This window comes from Bacillus sp. JNUCC-22 (assembly GCF_018861275.1).
Taxonomy (GTDB): domain Bacteria; phylum Bacillota; class Bacilli; order Bacillales; family Bacillaceae; genus Bacillus; species Bacillus velezensis.
This window is the reverse complement of record NZ_CP076408.1, coordinates 1,390,104-1,411,452: the sequence shown is the minus strand read 5'-3', so window position 1 is coordinate 1,411,452 and position 21,349 is coordinate 1,390,104. Positions and strand designations below refer to the sequence as shown.

Sequence of the window (21,349 nt, the reverse complement as noted above, 5' to 3'; positions counted from 1 at the left end):
CACCCGCTCCTTCTTTAGTGTAGAAATAACGTATCCAATCTGCGCCTTAGCAGACTTTCGGTCTCATTCATCAATTTTTCACCAATGTCATCGACATGTCTGTTTCTCCATGATTCCAAATCCGTGCCCTTTACCCAATGATTAAAAGCGCCTAAAGACGGGCCGCAATGAACTTGGAAATTCACCTTTTGTTCTTCCTGCCCTTCCAAAGCAAGCAGACATCCTCTCTGCAAATACCACTTAAATAGTAACAGCATCTTATATTTTTGATTGCGCTCAGCTTTTTGGGCCAGGTTCGGCTGTTTTTCTATTAAGCTTTCGTAGATTTCATCAACAGTCTTGTTAAAATAATCATTTTCGAGCTGAATTTTTGTCTTTTCATCTATCTCACTCAAAGACTCATATTGTTGGTAGATTTGAAATAATTTATTTGCCCTGACCGGAAACAGCGTGCCCTTTTTCAGCACCTGCACCTTTGTTCCGAACTCAAACAGAGTCTCCGAAGGCGCATAAGCAGTATCGCATATTCCTGTCTCACTCAGCATTTCTTTAACAAAACCGCTTGTTTCGGCTTCAACTGTACATTGATTAATGGATCCCGTCATAATAAAATCAGCGCCCATTAAAAAAGCAGACGCGGCAGACTCGGGAGTCCCGATTCCTCCCGCAGCCCCGATCCTTATCTTCCTTGCGTATTTGTGTGTTTCCATCATTTCATCCCGCAGGTTAACAAAAAACGGCAGCATCGCTGTCAATGAGCCCTGTTCAGTATTACTTCCGCAATCTGCTTCAATAATGATATCGTCTGCTGCCGGAATACGGCTGAGCCACTCCGCCTGCTCTTCCGTCAGCATACCGTGCTGACACATTCTCTTTACGATACTTTGAGGAGGCGGACTCAGAAATGCGGCCGCAACTTCCGGCCGTGAAACTTTGGCAATGATCCGATTATGAGGTATGACCCTGCCGCTTTTGTCTATCTTCAACTGATGCGCTTTGTAATAAATTAATGGTGCGCTGACAGAAAGATACGAAGACGCTTCTATTACTCGTACGTCATGCTTGATATATAAATCTATCAATTCCTTTTCTCTATCTTGATGATCCGGCTCAAATCGCAGATTCATTCCGTAGGGCTGGCCATTTTTGAGTGTCTTCTTAATAGAAATAAGGGCCTGTTCAATTTCCCTTATAGGTAAACCCGCTGTGCCAAAGAACCCCAGCATTCCTTTCTTCCCGAGGCGGATCAGCATTTCAGCGGAAGAGATCCCTCTATGCATCGCACCTGCCAAATACGCGTATGTCAAACCGTAATCTTCTTTGAAAGATTGATCACCCAATCGGGACACCGGTGAAGCTGCACCGCTCTCTATATTTTCAGCCAAGAGGCTATGCTCTTTCCCGCTTTCCGAATTGTCCTTGTTCCCTTCAGAAAAAAAGAGACTGTCTTCCGGCGCACTGATAGTAAGCGGTTCCTCATCTCTTTGTATGGTTTGAATTAATTTAGTCAGAATGTTTCCAGGACCGATCTCTTCAAACAGAGTGACGCCTTGTCCCATTAGATACCTGATGCTTTCAGTCCATTTTACCGAGTTTGTTATTTGTTCAATTAAATTCCGTTTGATATCTTCTTGTTTATAAGGTCTTGCCGTATAGTTGGAAATGACCGGGAAATTCAATTCAGAAAAATGAAACTCCTCGATAAATTCCGCAAATTCACGCTGTGCACTTTCCATGAAACGAGAATGAAAAGCTCCGCCGACTTGCAATACGATATAAGCTTTCGCCCCTTCTTTTTCAAAAAAAGAGGCTGCCCGCTTTATCTCTTCTGCAGCCCCTGCTATCACAATTTGTGAAGATGTATTGTAATTGGCGATATCTATTTGGCCGAGTTCATACTTTTGAAGTATTTTTTTTATGTGATGCTCATCCAGTCCGATCACGGCAGCCATTCCGCCCTCGGAAGCCTCACTCATTAACTCGCCTCTTTTAGCAACCAGCCGGAGACCTGTTTCAAAATTAAAAACGCCGGCCGCAAAAAGCGCAGTATATTCACCCAGACTATGTCCTGCAACAGCATCAGGGCGTGTATGACCTTCTTTTAAACCCTTTAAATATTGCAGTGCGCTCACTGTATAAATTGCAGGTTGTGTATACTTCGTATCAGTCAGCCTCTCTTTTTCATCTGAAAGGCATAAATCCTTTATGGAGTATCCTAAAATATGATCTGCCTTTTTAATGAGCTCACTGAATTCATCGAATAAGTCTCTGCCCATTCCTTTAAACTGCGCTCCCTGTCCGGGAAAGACGTAAGCAAGCATTTGTTTTCCTCCTGTTCCGTATTTCTGCCGTTTCTTTTCGTTCCGATTTTGATTAACGTTTTTCACTTCAATTTTAAAATTGTCGTTTACTCTCAGCACCCTTACTTAATAAGCATTACGAAGCAAAATAAAAAAACCTTTATGCCGGATAAAGGTTTAAAAGCAAAAAGCATGTACAAATATCATATTGCCGCAAATATAAATAGATAGAATTTTCTGATAATTAAAACCACATTTTCATTCTGTTTTCTATATATCAATATAATAAAAACATTCCAACGTGCCGAAACAACGATTGGTTTTATGTGAATATTTCCCTAAATAAATACTATACCATGATTTACTTGTTGTCAATGGGAAACACACGTATATACCAATTCTTCAGCCGCCTTTTTACAGGCGGCTGAACTCGGTTGTTATCAGTTCATCAGCCCATGCCGATATGCCTTCACTATACTATTTGCGGAATAATAGTTCTTTCTCTTTGTTGTAGTCTTTAGTAAATTGATTGAACTCATCTGCTTGTTTATGCACCTTTTCGTAAACTGAGTTTACTTTGCTGATTTGCTCTTCCAGCTGCGCTAATGTGAGCTTTTTATCTTTAATCAGCTTATAAAGGTCCTTATCAAGTGATATGGCTTTTTCGTACTTTTTGTACAAAAGATCATAAGATGCATACCTTTTCCCCATTAAAGCGACAGCATGCCCGGCTTTTTCTTTTACTTTCTTATCCTTTATTTCTTGAGAAGTTTTTTTTGCGGATTCAAACACTTTTTTTGAATCATCAATACTGTCTTTTTCTGCTTTCAGATGTTTTTTTCGCTGATTTGCATTGCTCAGAGCCTGATCAGACAGTGTGACAATTTTCTGGTAATCATCCATATTCAGTTTAACCGCGCTGTCGTATAGCTGATGCTCTTTTTTCTCCAATTTTTCTAATGTTTTCTGCTCTTTTTGAAACGGTTTTTCCGCTTGAACGGCTTTTTCCATCGAGTCATGAAGCGATTCAACCGGATCTTTTCCCCCGCAGCCGGCAAGCAGCATACTTGCGGCGCCGAGCGCTCCGATTCCTGCTAATACCTTTTTCTGAATCATATTCACTTAGAATCCCCCAATCTTGACAATTTCCACTATAGAAGCCCGAACGCTTTTTGACAATAGCTGAGCTGTAATTGGCATGACCGTGTAAAGACGCTTACGGTGCTTTCAAAGAATACTTGCGTAAAAAATTGAGAAAACAGGGCGGATGACCATACATCTTTTTGGCTTTTACATAGTTTATAGTAGACGCCGGCCCTGCTGACAGAGGGTCAGCGTAATTAAAAGAGGAGGTTTTTTTATGTACGGATATGGATTTGGCGGCGGATTTGGCGGCGGTTGTTGCGGCGGCGGATATGGTTATGGCGGCGGTTACGGTTACGGCTGCGGCGGCGGATACGGCCGCACATTCGCATTAATCGTCGTATTGTTTATCTTATTAATCATCGTCGGTGCCGCTTATTTAGGCTGCGGCTGCTGACCTTATACACCATGAACATCGGCCGGCCTGCTATGGCCGGCCAATTGTTTCGTTGCGCCGCGATAAAGAAATTCGCTATAATTTACATATTAAGCTTTAGGAGTGAAGTTTCTTGATTACTATGGAAAATATTGTACGCGACGGACATCCCGCGCTCAGAGAGATCGCTGAAGAGGTCCAGCTTCCCGCTTCTGACGAAGAAAAACAGCATCTTGCTGATATGATTGAGTTTGTGAAAAACAGCCAAAATCCTGAATTAGCCGAGAAATACAAGCTTCGTCCGGGCGTCGGTCTTGCCGCTCCCCAAACAGACGTAAAAAAACGGATGATCGCCGTCCATGCAGAAGATGCGAAAGGCACTTTATACAGCTATGCTCTTTTTAACCCTAAGATCGTCAGCCACTCAGTGGAAAAAAGCTACTTGACGAGCGGAGAAGGCTGCCTGTCGGTAGACGAACCCATTCCCGGCTATGTGCCGCGCTACGCCCGCATCCGCGTAAAGGCGGTGACGCTTGAAGGAGAACAGATTGACATCCGCCTCAAAGGTTTTCCGGCCATCGTGTTTCAGCACGAAATCGATCATCTGAACGGCGTGATGTTTTACGACCATATTGATAAAGAAAATCCGTTCAAAGAACCTGAAAACGCCATTGCCATTGACCGTTAAAAATAACCGGCACTTCCCAAAGTGCCGGTTTTCTTTATTGCAAAAGGCCCAGTTCTTTGACGGCCCAGCTGATTCCTTCCTCATCCACCGGCTTTGTGACGAAATCAGCGGCAGCTTTTAATTCCGGAACCGCATTTCCCATCGCCACCCCGGTGCCGACAAAACGGATCATCTCAAGGTCATTTAATCCGTCGCCGAATGCATAAGTGTCACTTACGCCGTACGGAAGCCGCTCAAGCACTCTTTTAATGCCTTCCGCTTTTGAACCGCCTTTCGGAAGCACATCCGTTGACAATTCGTGCCAGCGGACGTAATCAAACTCCGGAAAAGCGGCATATGCTTTTTCTTCATGTCCGCGGCAGAATAAAAGCAGCTGATAAATTTCTTTTCCTTTATAAAAAGTTTCATCAACTTCGGGATAAGGCGCTTTCAGACTGCCGATTCCTTCCGAGACGTGCGGATGTCCGGGGACGGTCGTTTTCATCGTGTCTTCCGCCATAAATACGACGGGGTGCTCCCCTTCTGCCGCCTGCTTTAATAAACGCGCAACCGCATCTTCAGGAAGCGGATTTTTATAAATGACCTCACCTTCAAATACGACATACTGGCCGTTGTATGAAATAAATGATTCAATCTCAAGCTCTTCCAGAATCGGTTTTACCATAAACGGGGACCTTCCGCTGGCGATAAAAACGTGATGGCCAGCCTCTTTAAGCGCCGTCACGGCGTTTCTTGCGCTATCGGGAATATGTTTATCATGGTCATAGATCGTGCCGTCAATATCAAAAAAGATCAGTTTTGGATTCATGTCAATTTCTCCTTTTTCCCGTTTATCAGTCGTGTCTTTTTCAATATCATCATACAGAAAGTTTTTCTTCCGGAAAACCGCCTTGATGAAATTCCAGTTTTACCCACGAAAACAAATTCATTTTTTCCGCATACTACTGCTATAAAAGGCTTTAAAGGAGGTATACGATGCTGCGCCGATTACGGAAGAAACTCAGAAGACAGTGGGGCGGAATGCTCCGGAAAAAAGTCATCGCGTAGAAGGGATCTTTCGGTTTTTGAAAGTCCCTTTTTTGCTCGAGACTTTCCTTATAATCCGTTTTCGAATATAATAGAATAAGCGAGTCTAACATACGGCATTTAAGGAGAGATTTGGATGATTTATAAGGTATTTTATCAAGAGAAGGCTGACGAAGTACCTGTTCGGGAAAAAACAGATTCACTTTACATTGAGGGCGTTTCAGAACGGGACGTCAGAACGAAACTGAAAGATCAGAAATACAACATTGAATTTGTTCAGCCTGTGGACGGTGCTTTTTTAGAATATGAGAAGCAGAGCGAAAATTTTAAAGTATTGGAGTTATGAGCGGAATGAAATTTGTAAAAAATGACCAGACTGCCGTTTTCGCCCTCGGCGGATTGGGCGAGATCGGGAAAAATACGTACGGGGTGCAGTTTCAGGATGAAATTGTACTGATTGATGCGGGAATCAAGTTCCCGGAAGATGAACTTCTCGGCATTGATTACGTAATCCCCGATTACACGTATTTAGTAAAAAATGAAGATAAAATTAAAGGTCTGTTTATCACCCACGGTCACGAAGACCATATCGGCGGTATTCCGTACCTGCTCAGACAAGTAAATATTCCCGTTTACGGCGGTAAACTCGCGATCGGCTTACTTCGGAATAAACTTGAAGAGCACGGGCTGTTAAGACAGACTAAATTAAACATCATCGGTGAAGACGACATCGTGAAGTTCCGCAAGACGTCAGTATCCTTCTTCAGAACGACACACAGCATTCCGGATTCATACGGAATCGTCGTCAAAACACCGCCGGGCAATATCGTACATACCGGGGACTTTAAGTTCGATTTCACACCGGTAGGCGAACCGGCAAACTTGACAAAGATGGCTGAAATCGGGAAAGAAGGCGTTTTGTGCCTGCTTTCTGACAGTACAAACAGTGAGGTTCCTGATTTCACCATGTCAGAACGCCGCGTAGGCGAAAGCATTCACGATATTTTCCGAAAAGTGGACGGCAGAATTATATTTGCGACATTCGCTTCGAATATACACCGTCTTCAGCAGGTGATTGAAGCAGCCGTTTTAAACGGCAGAAAAGTTGCTGTATTCGGACGCAGTATGGAATCGGCTATTGAAATCGGACAAAATCTCGGTTACATTACCTGTCCTAAAAATACGTTTATTGAGCATAACGAAATCAATCGTATGCCTGCCAATAAGGTAACGATTTTATGTACGGGAAGCCAAGGTGAACCGATGGCGGCGTTATCGCGTATCGCTAACGGGACGCACCGGCAGATTTCCATTAATCCCGGAGATACGGTCGTCTTTTCTTCCTCTCCGATTCCCGGAAACACAATCAGCGTAAGCCGCACCATCAACCAGCTGTACCGTGCGGGCGCAGAAGTCATTCACGGTTCATTGAATGACATTCATACATCCGGACACGGCGGACAGGAAGAGCAGAAATTAATGCTCCGCCTGATCAAACCGAAGTTCTTTATGCCGATTCACGGTGAGTACAGAATGCAGAAAATGCACGTCAAACTCGCGACTGATTGCGGCATACCTGAAGAAAACTGCTTTATCATGGATAATGGCGAAGTGCTGGCCCTCAAAGGCGAAGAAGCCGCTGTGGCAGGCAAAATTCCGTCCGGCTCCGTTTACATTGACGGAAGCGGAATCGGTGATATCGGCAATATCGTGCTCCGCGACCGCCGCATTCTTTCAGAAGAAGGCCTTGTTATCGTTGTTGTCAGCATCAATATGGACGACTTTAAGGTTTCGGCGGGGCCTGATTTAATCTCAAGAGGTTTTGTATACATGAGAGAATCCGGTGATTTGATCAATGACGCGCAGCAGCTGATTTCGAACCATCTGGAGAAAGTAATGGATCGGAAAACAACGCAGTGGTCCGAAATTAAAAACGAAATTACCGATACACTTGCTCCGTTCCTATACGAAAAAACAAAACGCCGCCCGATGATCCTTCCGATCATTATGGAGGTCTAAAAAAAACTGCACTCGTAATGAGTGCAGTTTTTTTATTGCAGCGGAATATGCTGAAAGGCTTTGACATCAAACAGACCGGCTGCTGTCATTTTAATATCCGGAATCACCGGAAGCGCTAAAAACGATAATGTGAGAAACGGATTGAAATCACCGGTGAATCCGAGCAGAGGAAGCTTTTCATGAAGCACGCCCAAGCTGTCATTGACCCATTCCGCCGACTTATCAGACAAAAGCCCGGCGATCGGAAGCGGAACGGAGTGAAGCAATTCTCCGTTTTTCACGGCTGTTAATCCTCCTCCGGTGTCACGGAGCCTGTTGATTGCTTTTGCCAAATCGGCATCGTTTGTACCGACGGCGATGATATTATGGGAATCGTGAGAAATGGTTGTGGCGATGGCGCCTTCTTTTAACCCGAACCCTTGTACAATCCCGAGTCCTATCATTTTTTCGCCGCTGTGCCGCTCTGTGACGGCGATTTTTAATAAATCATTTTCTGTATCAGGACAAAACGCGTCAGCAGACGGTGCAGGCACTTCTTTTTTTCTCGTCTCCAAATGATTCGGTATCATTTCGATTACTTTCATTTTCCTGCCCTCATGAATCGGCATATAAAAATCAGATTCAGTCAGCGGCGATCTCAGCCGCACTGTATCCAACAGCGCCTGGTCCGGCGAATAGGAACCGGCAGACTGTTCATAAACCGTTCGTCCGTTCTCGGCAACGGTCCGGCCGGCGACCATGGTCTTCGTGACGGCAGCCTCCCGTACATCTGAAATGAACAGCAGATCTGCGTCAAAACCCGGCGCTACCGCCCCTTTTGTTTCAAGGCCGTAGCACTCAGCCGCATTTAAGCTGGCGAGCTGATACGCAAGGAATGGATCAAGTCCCGCCTTTATCGCCATTTTGACTTGGTGGTTCACACTTCCTTCTGAAAGCAGATCATCTACATGCTTATCATCCGTACAAAAGAAAAAGCGGCGCGCGTTTTTTTCATTCACCGCCGGCAGCACATTGAGCGTATTTTTTGCCACCGATCCTTCGCGCAGCATGACGTACATTCCCCGTCTGATTCTGTCCAGCGCTTCTTCTTTTGTCGTCACTTCATGATCATTTGACACCATTGCGGTTCTGTATATATTGATGATATCTGAAGACAGTCCGGCTAAATGCCCGTCGATCCGTTTTCCGTGACGCTTGGCATCAAGCAGTTTCTGAAGCATATCCTCTTCACCTTCCGCAACAGACACATAATCCATTACTTCCGCAAGCCCGAGCACCTCTTTCTCCTTATAAAAAGGCTTTAAATCCTCGGCTTTTAATACGGCTCCCGAGCGTTCAAAGCTAGCGGCGGGAACACAGGAAGGAAGCATGAAACGGATGTTCAGCGGCGCCTTTTTCGCCTGCTCTATCATAAATGAAATGCCTTTTGCTCCGGAAACGTTCGCAATTTCGTGAGGATCAGTAATGACAGTAGTCACTCCGTGAGGGAGGACGGCTTTAGCAAATTCAATCGGAGTAACCATAGAGGACTCGATATGAACATGTCCGTCAATAAAGCCCGGAACGATCATTTGACCTTCTGCATCAATGACTTCTTCCCCTTCATATTCGCCCAGCCCGACGATCACTCCGCCCGTAATGGCGATATCTGCAGAAATCCATTCCTGGTTAAATACATCCATGATTTTTCCGTTTTTAATGACGGTATCGGCTTTTTGTCTGCCGGCTGATGCATTCAGCCGTTCAGCCAGTGTTTCTTTGTTCAAAATGAGGCCTCCTCTTTTTCTTTATATGGTACAATATGCTATCGGATCGCCTGATCATAGTCAATAAAAATTGCAGAATATACCGCTTACATGATAAATGTCTTTCTATTCTGACATAATAAAAGACCGTCCTTTTACGGACGGCTTTTCACTTTGTGTGAAGCACTCTTTTTTCAAATCGGGAAATGTCCGTAAGAGAGCCGATAACGATGAGAATATCTTCTTTTTGGATCATTTCAGTCGCCAGCGGAGATACGATCACTTCTTTTTCTCTCTTGATGGCCACGATATTAATGCCGTACTTCGCCCGGATATCCAGATCAAGCAGTGTGTTGCCCGCAAGCCTGCTGTTGGCCACGATCTCCACAATGCTGTGTTCGTCGGACAGCTCCAAATAATCAAGCACATTATTTGATACGATGTTGTGGGCGATGCGTTTTGCCATGTCACGTTCAGGGTGGACGATGTGATCGGCCCCGATTTTCGCAAGCACTTTCTCATGATAATCGTTCTGCGCTTTAACCGTGATCGTGTTCACGCCGAGTTCCTTTAAGATCAGCGTCGTTAAAATGCTCGCCTGTATATTTTCGCCGATTGCCACAATGACGTGGTCAAAGTTGCGCAGCCCTAAGTTTTTCAGCACCGATTCATCGGTTGAATCGCCGATGACCGCGTGTGATGCGATTTTGGCGTATTCATTTACTTTATCTTCATCAATATCCATCGCCATGACCTCAAGGCCTTCTTCACTTAATGCTTTGCAAATACTTCCGCCGAAGCGTCCGAGACCGATAACGGCAAACTCTTTTCTCATAACAGTACTCCTTTAAACAATATCTCTAATAGGAATAGTATCACATTTTCGGCAATGAGTTCATATAGCGTTTAAGCTTTTCTGAAAAGGCGGGCGATAAATACAGATCCGATCCGCGTTCGATTTCTTCCTGATAGTGACCCGGAGGCGCAATTTCCTCAGCTTTATCAAGAACGAGAAACGTCAGGACGCCTCTGTATACACGGCCGCCGGCACACACTTCTATGAACGCGGGACGGTATGTGTGGTTATCAACACCTTCTCTTTTGTACAGATAGGTTGCCGCTTCAAACGGGAGCTTGTACAGCACGCCTTCAGTTCGTCCCCCGTCTTCAACAAGATCGGCTCTGGAACCGTCAGGACGCCTTAACGTGAATCTCGTCGAATACCCTTCAACAACCGCCCCTCCGACCGGCTCGGCAAAAAAGTGGTCGACCCCCGCCTGTTTAAACCGGGCATTGTCCATACAGGAGCCGTATGCGAAATAATAAACCGGACTGTCATCCTCCCGTTTCATAAAACGGTATTCTTTCCAGTCTCCGCTTTTGATACGGCTGAATGAGGCACACTGGTCGGGCTTTACGACATATGCGAAGGCGGTTTTATTCCCGGCATCCGTCGTCACGGCAACCTCTTTTCGATCAAAATCAGCATAATACGCATCCAGCTTACGGATCATCTGATGATCTGTTTCATACAATTCCCCGTACACAAAAGCTGTTTCTGCTAAAGACGCCGCAGGCTGACCTTTATCCGTTTCGTACAGCACGCCGTTTATCGCAGCCTGCTCGCACACACACGGAGCGCCTTTCAGCAGTTCATGGTTTTCTTCACGCTTCCGTAACAAACCGTATGCAAAAAGAAGCAAGTTATTTTTCCTCCTTTTGGACAGCAGCCGCTTCTAACGGCAGAATCACCTGAAACGTACTGCCTTCTCCATTTTTGCTCTTAATGTTAAGTTTACCATTATGCTCCTTCAGAATTCGTAAACAAATCGGAAGCCCGAGACCCGTTCCCTGATCTTTTGTTGAGAAAAACGGTTTCCCGATGTTTTCAAGCTTTTCTTTCGACATGCCGTTTCCTTCATCCTGTATGCTGATCACCGCGTATTCTTCATCCCGTTTTGTATAAATATGAATATTCCCGCCGTCAGGCATCGCTTCAATCGCATTTTTAATAATATTGATAAATACCTGTTTCAGCTGGTTTTCGTCACCGTTGACCATACAGGACTCAGTCTGCCTGAAATCCTTCTCAATCACAGTGTTCGACAGCACCGCGTTCGTGTCAAGAAGCGTCGCCACCTGCCGTAAAATATGGTTGAGATGATGAGCGGTAAACGTCACGGTCTGCGGCTTGGCGAGCAGAAGCAGCTCCCCCAGCACGAGATCAATCCTTTTAATCTCCGAAAAAATAATATCAAAATAATCCGTTCTTTCCGGATACTGGGCTTTCATCAGCTGGAGAAAGCCGCTGACTGACGTTAAAGGATTTCTTACTTCATGGGCGATTCCTGCCGCAAGCTCCCCGGCAATGGCCAGCTTTTGAGATTGCATGGCGAGGCGTTCGTTCGTTTCCAGAAGCTCATCGACAGCTTTTTTCCGTTCACTGATATCAGACATCGTCCCCAGGCTTCCGACAAATTTCTGTCTGCGGTCATAATACAGCTTATAATGGACTTCTCCCCAAAAGATCGAGCCGTCTCTTTTAATATATTTGGCCGTAAACATTCCTGACGGGGACTGCTGCTTGATTTGGGAGATAATATAATCAATGATATGTTTTTCTTTTATAAAATAATCATTATACATCGTGCCCATACATTCGCTGATGGAGTGGCCCGTAATCGCCGTCCAGGCCTGATTCAAATATGTAATATTCCCTTGTGCATCCGTCTGAAAAACGATTTCCTGCAGATTGTCCATGATCCGGTTTTTCTCATCTGAAAGCGCCTTTGCTTTCTGCTCGCTGTCCTTCAGCTCCGCCAGCAGCTGCTTTTTATTATCCACATAATAAGCCAGCAGCCAGACGCTGATTAATGTGACGGCGGTAAAGGTGATGTCAACGGGCCAGTTAATCGGATTCCGTTCAATCATATAAAATAAATAATCCCAAAACATAATAAAAATCATTGCCAAGATTAAGGAAATGATACGCGCTTGATATTTTCCCATAGTCCCACCTGCCGCTAGCATTTCTACATATATTGTAACATTGTTGACTGCATTATTGACTAAAAAATGATAACTATTCCCAATTAATTGAGCAGGTTCGCTTACTTTTCCCGTGAGTTTTTGCACAAGTTCATAATAAAAGGACGGAATGATGCTCCGCCCTTTTTGCTGATTATGATCTATCTTTTAACGCTTCCTCGATTTCCTCAAGCAGCATTTTCGCTCCTTCAGGACTTAAAATAATTTTGCCGTTGCCGTACTCCTGATTTTCGGGAGTAATTTCCCCCGTCATTAAGCAAATGCCGTGCGGCTTGTATTTTTTCAAGACAATTTTGTCTCCGTCAACGAAAAATTCAATACTATCTTTAATAGCGATATCCAATGCTCTTCTCAATTCAATCGGCATGACAATACGCCCGAGTTCGTCTACTTTTCTTACTACACCAATTGATTTCATAGAAATCCCCTACTTCCTTTAATGTCTCTTCTTTATGTCCAAGGAAAATCCTTCATAAACGTAGACGAAAGGAACGGAGCAAAAGTTTCTCAGCATCCGGAACTGAATGTTTTTTTACAGAAGAAAATCCTTTTGAAATATGGGATACAGACTTTCCCTCCTTTTTTACAAAAACATTTCATTCCCGGCGGAAACCCCCAAAAATCGTGGTTTTTCTCAGAAACTTTAAATGTAGAATCAATTAAATCAGGATAGGGATTGGGTGAAAACATGTTTCAATCAACTGAGATCGGAATCGACTTAGGAACCGCTAATATACTTGTTTACAGTAAAAATAAAGGAATTATTTTAAACGAGCCTTCCGTTGTCGCTGTAGATACAACAACGAAAGCGGTGCTTGCCATCGGAACGGATGCCAAAAGCATGATCGGAAAGACGCCGGGGAAAATCGTCGCCGTTCGGCCGATGAAAGACGGTGTCATTGCTGATTATGATATGACAACTGACTTATTAAAACACATTATGAAAAAAGCCGGAAAAAAAATCGGAATGACTTTCCGCAAACCGAATGTCGTCGTCTGCACGCCTTCAGGCTCAACAGCCGTTGAACGACGCGCCATCAGTGACGCTGTCAAAAACTGCGGAGCGAAAAACGTTCACTTGATTGAAGAACCCGTAGCCGCTGCAATCGGGGCCGACCTCCCTGTTGACGAGCCGGTCGCAAACGTCGTCGTAGATATCGGCGGCGGTACGACTGAAGTCGCCATCATCTCATTCGGGGGCGTCGTATCCTGCCATTCGATCAGAATCGGCGGCGACCAGCTTGATGAAGATATCGCCTCGTTCGTCAGAAAAAAATACAACCTGCTGATCGGGGAACGTACGGCAGAACAAGTGAAAATGGAAATCGGTTTTGCATTGATCGAACATGTGCCGGAAACGATGGAAATCCGCGGGCGTGACCTTGTAACCGGTCTGCCGAAGACAATCAGACTGCAATCTAATGAAATTCAGCACGCGATGCGTGAGTCGCTCCTGCATATTCTTGAAGCGATCAGAGCGACACTTGAAGATTGTCCGCCGGAGCTCAGCGGTGATATCGTTGACCGCGGCGTCGTGTTAACCGGAGGAGGCTCCCTTTTAAACGGGATGAAAGAATGGCTGACAGATGAAATCGTCGTTCCCGTTCATTTGGCGGCAAATCCGCTTGAATCAGTGGCTATCGGCACGGGGCGTTCATTAGACGTCATCGACAAGCTGCAAAAAGCGATTAAATAATAAGATTATGCTTCTTTTTTCTCCACCCGGCTCATATTGTGAGAACTGGAGAAACATTAAGGAGGAAGCATATGCTTAGAGATGTGGGAAGACGCGTAGCAGTAGCCGTCATTTTAAGCGGAATTATTTTGGGGGGTATGAGCATTTCACTGGCCAATATGCCCCATTCTCCGGCCGGCGGCGCCGTAAAACTGAATCACCCGTAAAGACGCAGCAAAAGCTGTGTCTTTTTCGTTTGTGCTCCTTTCTTTCCTTTATGAGGCGATATTTGATATGATGAGAAAAACCGATGAGGAGGAATGAACGATGAGTTCGTTTACTGAAAAGTTACATACATATGCTCAGCTGGCGGTAGAAGTCGGCGTCAATGTCCAAAAAGGACAGCATGTCGTAATCAATGCCTCAACTGATGTCCGGGAACTTGTCAGACTGCTTGCCAAACATTCTTATGAAAAAGGCGCTAAAAACGTCACAGTAAATTGGCAGGACGATGAACTGTCCAGATTAAAATACGAGATGGCACCTTTTGAAGCGTTTGAAGAGTATCCTGAATGGGAAGCAAAAGGAAAAGAAGAGCTCGCGAAAAAAGGGGCTGCGTTTATTTCTGTCGTCTCATCCGACCCCGACCTATTAAAAGGCACTGACGGCAAACGGATTGCAGCGTTCCAAAAAGCCGCCGGAAAAGCATTGCATACATACAGACAATATATTCAATCAGATAAGGTCAGCTGGACGGTGATCGGAGCCGCTTCAACAGGCTGGGCGAAAAAAGTGTTCCCGGATCAGCCGGAAGAAACAGCCGTTCAGCTTTTATGGGAAGAAATTTTCAAAACGACCCGCGTAAATGAAGAAGACCCTGTTGAAGCATGGAAAAAACATGATCAAAACCTTCATGAAAAAGTGGAACACTTAAACAAAAAACATTACAGCGCCCTGCATTATCAGGCTGAAGGAACAGACTTAACCATTGAACTGCCGAAAAAACATGTATGGGCAGGCGCAGGAAGCGTGAATGAAAGCGGGCACGAATTCATGGCCAACATGCCGACAGAAGAGGTTTTCACCCTCCCGCAGCGTGACGGGGTGAACGGCACGGTTTCCAGCACGAAACCGCTGAGCTACGGCGGCAACATTATTGATAACTTCACTCTTACCTTTGAAAACGGCCGCATTGTCGATGTGAAAGCTGAAAAAGGCGAGGAGATTTTAAAAGGCATCGTCGAAACCGATGAAGGCTCACACTATCTCGGTGAAGTGGCCTTAGTGCCGTACGATTCACCGATTTCACAATCAAATATTTTATTTTACAACACACTGTACGATGAAAACGCCTCTAACCACTTGGCGATCGGCAGCGCGTATGCCTTTAATATTGAGGGCGGCAAACAAATGACACGGGAAGAGCTTGTCAAAGAGGGCTTAAATGAAAGCATTACACACGTAGATTTTATGGTCGGTTCCAAAGATATGAATATCGACGGCATTACGGCGGACGGCAAAAGAGAACCGATCTTCAGAAACGGAAACTGGGCATTTTAATAAAAAAAGGAGGCGATCAGGCCTCCTTTTTTTATTTCGCTTCATACATTTGCAAGTTGGCGCAGACGGTTTCCAAAACAGGTGTATCAACTGACAAGCCTTTCGCTTTCTCAAGCAAAAATCCGTGTAAATGATCACCTTCCGTCACCCTGCCCTTTTCCATATCTCTCAGCATCGACGATTTCATATGGTAAGACATGCTTGTCAATGTGCGATAACTCTCTTCTTCCAGACCAGGATCTTTCGGGATGCCGGCAGCCTTGAAAATGGCTCCGATTTCAGCAAAGAGGCGCTTTGCCGTGTTGCGGCCGCCTTCTGTATCTAAAATCGGTCCGACCGGCTGTTGAAACAGAGTGGTCACTCCCGCCTGCGCGGCAATAAACATATATTTTTTCCAAATGTCCTTTTCAATATCCCGGCTGATGATGACATCCGCTTTCACACCTGCAAATGCGTTTTCCAGCTCGTTCATACGTTCTGTGCGTTCCCCGTTCCATTCACCGAAAACAAAGCGGTGGGCAGCGCTCGTATGAAGAATTTCCCCTTTGTCGTTAAGGGCGCTCTCAATAAAGCAGAGGCCGCCCAGCACCTGCCGTTTTGAAAAAGCTTCAAACAGCTGGTGATAGTGCCTGTATCCGTTTAAAAAAGGAATAATGACCGACGAAGGTTTGACAAACGGTTTGACATCCCGAATGACGTCCTGCAAAGAATACGCTTTTGAAGCGATGATAACCGCGTCAAATGCTCCTTCTTCGCCCGCCATGATTAATTTCGGCTTGATTGAAACATCACCTTTTTCACTTTTGACGGTCAATCCCGTCTCTTGTAATTGTTCCGCCCGTTTCTTGCGGACGAGAAACGTCACGTCATTTCCCTTTTCTGCAAGACGCGCGCCGATATATCCGCCCACTCCCCCAGCTCCGACAACTAAAAACTTCATGATGCATTCCTCCGTCTCTTTTCAAGTTATGTATTCATTTATTGTAACGGGAAGTCAGAAGATTGAAAACTTTTTTCATAAATAAAAAAGCAGAGTCTCCCCTGCTTCTTTATTACGCGTATAGCTCTTCAAGCTTTTTCTGTACATCCGCGTTTTCAAGAAATTCGTCATAAGACATTTGTTTGTCAACAATGCCTTTAGGCGTTAATTCAATGATGCGGTTGGCAATTGTCTGTACAAACTGATGGTCATGAGATGAAAACAGCATAGCGCCTTTAAAGCTGATTAAGCCGTTGTTAAGCGCCGTAATGGATTCCAAATCTAAGTGGTTTGTCGGTTCATCCAGAATTAAAATGTTCGCGCCGGAAAGCATCGCTTTTGAAAGCATGCAGCGCACTTTTTCTCCTCCGGAAAGGACGTTTGATTTTTTGTTGACTTCTTCTCCTGAGAACAGCATGCGTCCTAAGAAGCCGCGCAGAAAGCTTTCGCTTTGGTCATGCGGCGAGTATTGGCGGAGCCAGTCAACAAGGTTCGCATCGCTGCCGTCAAAATACTCGCTGTTGTCTTTAGGGAAGTACGCCTGAGAAGTGGTCACGCCCCATTTAAATGTGCCGCTGTCAGCTTCCATTTCCCCGGAAATGATTTTAAACAATGTCGTAACGGCAAGTTCGTTGCGTCCCGTAAAAGCAATTTTATCTTCTCTGTTCATAATAAAGCTGACGTTATCAAGCACCTTAACCCCGTCAATCGTTTTTGTTAAGCCTTCAACCCGCAGCACGTCATTTCCGATCTCGCGTTCCGGCGTGAAATTGACATAAGGATAACGGCGTGATGACGGTTTGATATCATCAAGCGTGATTTTATCAAGGAGTTTCTTTCTTGATGTCGCCTGCTTTGATTTAGAGGCGTTGGCGCTGAATCTGGCCACGAACTCCTGAAGCTGTTTAATCTGCTCTTCTTTTTTCTTGTTGGCTTCCTGAGAAAGCTTTAAAGCAAGCTGGCTGGATTCATACCAGAAATCATAGTTGCCGACGTACACTTGAATTTTATTAAAATCAAGATCGGCGATGTGCGTGCACACTTTATTTAAAAAGTGACGGTCATGGGATACGACGATGACTGTGTTCTCAAAGTTGATTAAAAACTCTTCCAGCCACTGAATCGCTTTCAGATCCAAGTGGTTGGTCGGTTCATCAAGCAGCAGAACGTCCGGCTTGCCGAACAGCGCCTGTGCCAAGAGCACTTTCACCTTTTCTGAACCGCCTAAGTCCGCCATTTTCTTCGTATGCAGGTCTTCAGAGATGCCCAGGCCCTTTAACAAAATAGCGGCTTCACTTTCAGCTTCCCATCCGTTTAATTCCGCAAACTCTCCTTCAAGCTCAGCGGCGCGGATGCCGTCTTCATCTGAAAAATCAGGCTTCATATAAATCGCGTCTTTTTCCTGCATGACTTCGTATAAACGTTTATGTCCCATAATAACGACTTTCAGCACTTCGAAGTCTTCATATTCAAAGTGGTTCTGCTTCAGAATGGCAAGACGTTCGCCCGGGCTCATATGGACATCGCCGGTCTGCGGCTCCAGCTCACCGGATAAAATTTTCAAAAATGTTGATTTTCCGGCACCGTTTGCGCCTATTAATCCGTAGCAGTTGCCCGGCGTAAATTTAATATTGACATCTTCAAATAACTTGCGATCCGCAAAACGCAAGCTCACATTATTTACAGCAATCATTTAGAATCCTCCATCGTGTCTATCATCATTAAAAGTATACCATGAATAAAGGGGAAGAGAAATGTTTCCCTGCGAATATAAGGGTTTTGAAAAGACGCAAGCGCCAAACCCGAAGCCCTGTGATACAATAGATATATATACATATTCATCACGGAGGAACAAGTTGAAGCTTTTAACACTCACAGAATATTGTCTTATGATTTTCTTTACCGGGGTTTTTCTGGCCGTCACAGGCTTTACCGCACGTGACATCGGCTTGTACGTCGGAATCGCCCTCATTTACACGTTTTCGCATCTCTTTTCAAAACGGATGCTTGAAAAACGCGGCAAAGAGAAGCAGCAGGTGAATCTTTTTTTCAGCGTTCTGGCCATTGTCGGATCAGTGCTGGCCACGGTAATGTTCATTGCCGTCGCCGCCTCGTTTGCCAAATAAAAAACGCCTGCTGTCCGAATCGGGCAGCGCGGCGTTTTTATTTTGTCTGACGCATATCATGAAACGGGAAGAACACAAACTTCGAGGTGCCGACGATCCGTTTTTCGGCAATTAAACCGAGTCCGTTCCGGCTGTCCATTGAGTTCAGCCGATTGTCGCCCATGACGAAGTATTTGCCTTTCGGAACCTTTACGGGGCCGAAATCTCCCGTCAGGTTGACTCCCAGTTTTTTCGCTTCTTTTTTATTGCTCGCGAGGTACGGTTCATCGATTTTTTTGCCGTTTATATAAAGCGTGTCATTTTTCATTTCCACCGTTTCTCCGGGTTTTCCGATGAGCCGCTTTACATAATGGACTTTCGATGTATCGCCGTTAATAATGACGATGTCCCCCCGCTCGATTTCTCCGATATAATTGACGCTTTTGTTGACAAACAGCCTTTCACCGTCATGTAATGTCGGGTACATTGATGATCCTTCCACTAAGTACGGTTCAAACAGGAAATGGCGGATTAAAAGCGCAAGAGCGACCGCTATAATGATGGCCTTTCCCCATTCCCAATACGTGTTGGATTTTCTTTTTACCGATTTTTCAGAAGTAGGTTTTTGTTCTTCAGTCAACGTGGTTCCTCCTAGACGATCACTGTTACGGTTTCATGTACTATCTTTACTTTATCACAACTCATCACCAAATACATAACGCTTCTATGCGCATATGATTGAAAAAAGCGCCCGTAAAGGACGCTTTTTGCTTATTTCTCTACAACCGGTTTTTTGACGATTCCCAAGATAACCGCCGTTACAATCGCTCCGATCACGATGCTCATTAAGTAAAGCAGCGGATGGTTCGTAATGAATGCAACGAATATTCCTCCGTGCGGTGCAGGAAGCGTTACCCGGAAAAACTCTGTCAACCCGCCCGCTACCGCAGAACCGACAACGGCTGCAGGGATGACGCGAAGCGGATCAGCCGCTGCAAACGGGATGGCGCCTTCTGTAACGAAAGCTGCTCCCATGAAGTAGCACGTAATACCGGCTTCACGGTCACGTTTAGAGAATTTGTGTTTAAAGAATGTTGTCGCCAGTGCGATTCCAAGCGGCGGAGCCATTCCGCCCGCCATGATGGCCGCATGCGGCGCATAGTTTCCGGCCCCGATCATCGCGATACCGAAAGTGAACGCCGCTTTATTGAGCGGGCCGCCCATGTCGATAGCCATCATACCGCCTAAAATAATACCCATTAAGACAAGGTTTCCAGTTCCAAGGCTTTCAAGCCAATTTGTTAAGAAATTCATAAACGCTGCGACAGGTGTGTTTATGACAAACTGCATCAGGACACCGGTGATAAAAATACCGAGCAGCGGATAAATCAATACAGGTTTTAATCCGTCAAGAGTCTGAGGAATAAAGACAAACAGCTTTTTCAAAAGGACTACGACATAACCTGCTAAGAATCCGGCAATCAGTCCGCCCAAGAATCCGGCATTCGCCTGCGTAGCCATAAATCCGCCGACCATACCCGGCGCAAATCCCGGACGGTCCGCAATACTCATTGCGATGAATCCGGCAAGAACTGCAACAATCAGCTTTAACGCATTATCGCCGCCGATAAAGTTCAGCGCTGCGGCAAACGTGTTGTATGTCGGGTCTTTCGGATCAGCTGAATGAATTCCCCAGAAGAATGAAATCGCAACGAGAATTCCGCCGCCGACGACAAATGGCAGCATGTTGCTGACACCGCTCATTAAGTGTTTATAGAAAGTACTTCCGATGCTTGTGCCTGATTTCTGTTTCGGGCCGTCTTCATCTGAAGCGGAAGATCCTCCGCCGCTGCCCTCGTAAATCGGCGCATCTTGGTTAACGGCTTTTTCAATCAGTTCCTGAGGACGTCTGATACCGGCCGTTACAGGCACTTGAAGAACATGTTTGCCTTTAAAGCGTTCCATTTCAACCTGTTTATCAGCCGCCACGATAATCGCAGGCGCGTCTTCAATTTCTTGAGCCGTCAGCTTATGTTTGATACCGCTTGAGCCGTTTGTCTCGACTTTAATGTCAACGCCGAGCTCTTTCGCTTTTTCCTTCAGTGCGTCAGCTGCCATGAACGTATGGGCGATACCTGTCGGACATGCCGTAACGGCAAGGATTTTGCCCTTTCCTGACGGCGCTGCCTGTTCTTCCTGCTCTTCTTCTTCCTCATCGTCATCTTTGTCATGCTGATTGATGATGTCAATGATCGCATCTTCTGATTCAGCTTCAAGAAGCTGTTTGCGGATTTCCTCACGCATGAGAAGCGTTGAAAGTCTTGATAATGCCTCAAGGTGCGTATTATTCGCTCCTTCGGTTGCCGCAATCATAAAGACCAGGTGTGCCGGCTGACCGTCTAATGATTCATAATCCACACCATCTTTTGAACGGCCGAATGCGATGGCCGGGTTAATGACGCTCGCCGTCTTCGCATGAGGGATGGCAATGCCTTCGCCGATTCCCGTCGAGCTTTGGCTTTCACGATTTAAAATGGCTGCTTTGTAAGCCTCTCTGTCATTTAATCTGCCGGCTTTGTCAAGCACTGTCACCATTTCATCGATAACGTTTTCTTTCTCTTTGCTTTCTATATTGAGATGAATTGTATCTCTTGTTAACAGCTCAGTTATCTTCACTTTTCTTTC

The 21,349-nt window shown here is 45.3% G+C and carries 20 protein-coding genes; 8 read left to right on the top strand and 12 right to left on the bottom strand.

The annotated features are described in order from the left end of the window. Positions 1 to 14: 14 nt before the first annotated feature. A complete protein-coding gene (gene fabD, locus JNUCC22_RS07345) occupies positions 15 to 2,321 on the bottom strand; it encodes an ACP S-malonyltransferase (protein ID WP_216062237.1) in 2,307 nt (768 codons plus the stop codon). A gap of 456 nt (positions 2,322 to 2,777) precedes the next feature. Beyond that, positions 2,778 to 3,416 (bottom strand): YkyA family protein, encoded by a 639-nt coding sequence (locus tag JNUCC22_RS07340; protein WP_216062325.1) that lies wholly within the window; start codon positions 3,414 to 3,416, stop codon positions 2,778 to 2,780. A gap of 244 nt (positions 3,417 to 3,660) precedes the next feature. On the opposite strand from JNUCC22_RS07340, the gene JNUCC22_RS07335 reads away from it, so the two are divergent. Both JNUCC22_RS07335 and def read left to right on the top strand, forming a co-directional pair. Beyond that, positions 3,661 to 3,840 (top strand): YjcZ family sporulation protein, encoded by a 180-nt coding sequence (locus tag JNUCC22_RS07335; protein WP_007409651.1) that lies wholly within the window; start codon positions 3,661 to 3,663, stop codon positions 3,838 to 3,840. Between the two features lie 112 nt (positions 3,841 to 3,952). Beyond that, complete coding sequence (def, locus tag JNUCC22_RS07330) at positions 3,953 to 4,507, top strand: peptide deformylase (RefSeq protein WP_003154544.1); 555 nt, start codon at positions 3,953 to 3,955, stop codon at positions 4,505 to 4,507. Between the two features lie 34 nt (positions 4,508 to 4,541). Here the strand turns inward: def and JNUCC22_RS07325 are convergent, their stop codons facing one another. After that, complete coding sequence (locus JNUCC22_RS07325) at positions 4,542 to 5,315, bottom strand: Cof-type HAD-IIB family hydrolase (protein ID WP_007409650.1); 774 nt, start codon at positions 5,313 to 5,315, stop codon at positions 4,542 to 4,544. A gap of 354 nt (positions 5,316 to 5,669) precedes the next feature. On the opposite strand from JNUCC22_RS07325, the gene JNUCC22_RS07320 reads away from it, so the two are divergent. Together JNUCC22_RS07320 and rnjA are read left to right on the top strand one after the other, a co-directional pair. Beyond that, on the top strand, positions 5,670 to 5,879 hold the full coding sequence (locus JNUCC22_RS07320) for a DNA-dependent RNA polymerase subunit epsilon (RefSeq protein WP_003154548.1): 210 nt from the start codon (positions 5,670 to 5,672) through the stop codon (positions 5,877 to 5,879). 5 nt (positions 5,880 to 5,884) lie between these two features. After that, on the top strand, positions 5,885 to 7,552 hold the full coding sequence (gene rnjA / locus JNUCC22_RS07315; RefSeq protein WP_003154550.1) for a ribonuclease J1: 1,668 nt from the start codon (positions 5,885 to 5,887) through the stop codon (positions 7,550 to 7,552). 32 nt (positions 7,553 to 7,584) lie between these two features. On the opposite strand, the gene ade is transcribed toward rnjA, so the two are convergent. From ade to JNUCC22_RS07290, 5 genes are all read right to left on the bottom strand, one after another. After that, a complete protein-coding gene (ade, locus tag JNUCC22_RS07310; RefSeq protein ID WP_216062236.1) occupies positions 7,585 to 9,318 on the bottom strand; it encodes an adenine deaminase in 1,734 nt (577 codons plus the stop codon). 148 nt (positions 9,319 to 9,466) lie between these two features. Then, positions 9,467 to 10,132: a Ktr system potassium transporter KtrC gene (ktrC, locus tag JNUCC22_RS07305; protein WP_003154554.1), complete on the bottom strand. Its 666-nt coding sequence runs from the start codon at positions 10,130 to 10,132 to the stop codon at positions 9,467 to 9,469. Positions 10,133 to 10,172: 40 nt separating this feature from the next. Continuing rightward, positions 10,173 to 11,000 carry a gamma-glutamylcyclotransferase family protein gene (locus JNUCC22_RS07300; protein ID WP_007409647.1) on the bottom strand — a complete coding sequence of 276 codons (828 nt, stop codon included), beginning with the start codon at positions 10,998 to 11,000 and terminating at the stop codon, positions 10,173 to 10,175. 1 nt (position 11,001) lies between these two features. After that, positions 11,002 to 12,306, bottom strand: a complete 1,305-nt coding sequence (locus JNUCC22_RS07295) for an ATP-binding protein (RefSeq protein ID WP_007409646.1) — start codon at positions 12,304 to 12,306, stop codon at positions 11,002 to 11,004. Between the two features lie 172 nt (positions 12,307 to 12,478). Then, entirely contained in the window at positions 12,479 to 12,763 is a 285-nt protein-coding gene (locus JNUCC22_RS07290; RefSeq protein WP_003154557.1) for a transcriptional regulator AbhA, read from the bottom strand. Between the two features lie 270 nt (positions 12,764 to 13,033). On the opposite strand from JNUCC22_RS07290, the gene mreBH reads away from it, so the two are divergent. The 3 genes from mreBH to JNUCC22_RS07275 all read left to right on the top strand — a co-directional run bounded on the left by mreBH (position 13,034) and on the right by JNUCC22_RS07275 (position 15,580). Further along, entirely contained in the window at positions 13,034 to 14,041 is a 1,008-nt protein-coding gene (mreBH, locus tag JNUCC22_RS07285) for a cell shape-determining protein MreBH (RefSeq protein ID WP_003154558.1), read from the top strand. A 71-nt stretch (positions 14,042 to 14,112) separates the two neighbouring features. Further along, a complete protein-coding gene (locus JNUCC22_RS07280) occupies positions 14,113 to 14,247 on the top strand; it encodes a protein YkpC (RefSeq protein WP_003154559.1) in 135 nt (44 codons plus the stop codon). Positions 14,248 to 14,347: 100 nt separating this feature from the next. Beyond that, on the top strand, positions 14,348 to 15,580 hold the full coding sequence (locus JNUCC22_RS07275; protein ID WP_039063007.1) for an aminopeptidase: 1,233 nt from the start codon (positions 14,348 to 14,350) through the stop codon (positions 15,578 to 15,580). Positions 15,581 to 15,611: 31 nt separating this feature from the next. Here JNUCC22_RS07275 and JNUCC22_RS07270 read toward each other — a convergent pair whose 3' ends face one another. Next, positions 15,612 to 16,520: a ketopantoate reductase family protein gene (locus JNUCC22_RS07270; RefSeq protein ID WP_216062235.1), complete on the bottom strand. Its 909-nt coding sequence runs from the start codon at positions 16,518 to 16,520 to the stop codon at positions 15,612 to 15,614. 112 nt (positions 16,521 to 16,632) lie between these two features. Next, complete coding sequence (locus tag JNUCC22_RS07265; RefSeq protein ID WP_007409642.1) at positions 16,633 to 18,252, bottom strand: ABC-F family ATP-binding cassette domain-containing protein; 1,620 nt, start codon at positions 18,250 to 18,252, stop codon at positions 16,633 to 16,635. A 163-nt stretch (positions 18,253 to 18,415) separates the two neighbouring features. Between JNUCC22_RS07265 and JNUCC22_RS07260 the strand changes: the two genes are divergently transcribed. After that, positions 18,416 to 18,685 (top strand): hypothetical protein, encoded by a 270-nt coding sequence (locus tag JNUCC22_RS07260; protein WP_007409641.1) that lies wholly within the window; start codon positions 18,416 to 18,418, stop codon positions 18,683 to 18,685. Positions 18,686 to 18,722: 37 nt separating this feature from the next. Here the strand turns inward: JNUCC22_RS07260 and sipT are convergent, their stop codons facing one another. Further along, positions 18,723 to 19,304, bottom strand: coding sequence for a signal peptidase I sipT (sipT, locus tag JNUCC22_RS07255; RefSeq protein ID WP_007611132.1), 582 nt, complete (start codon positions 19,302 to 19,304; stop codon positions 18,723 to 18,725). A 131-nt stretch (positions 19,305 to 19,435) separates the two neighbouring features. Further along, positions 19,436 to 21,340: a PTS fructose transporter subunit IIABC gene (locus JNUCC22_RS07250; RefSeq protein WP_045207295.1), complete on the bottom strand. Its 1,905-nt coding sequence runs from the start codon at positions 21,338 to 21,340 to the stop codon at positions 19,436 to 19,438. Between the last annotated feature and the right edge of the window lie 9 nt (positions 21,341 to 21,349).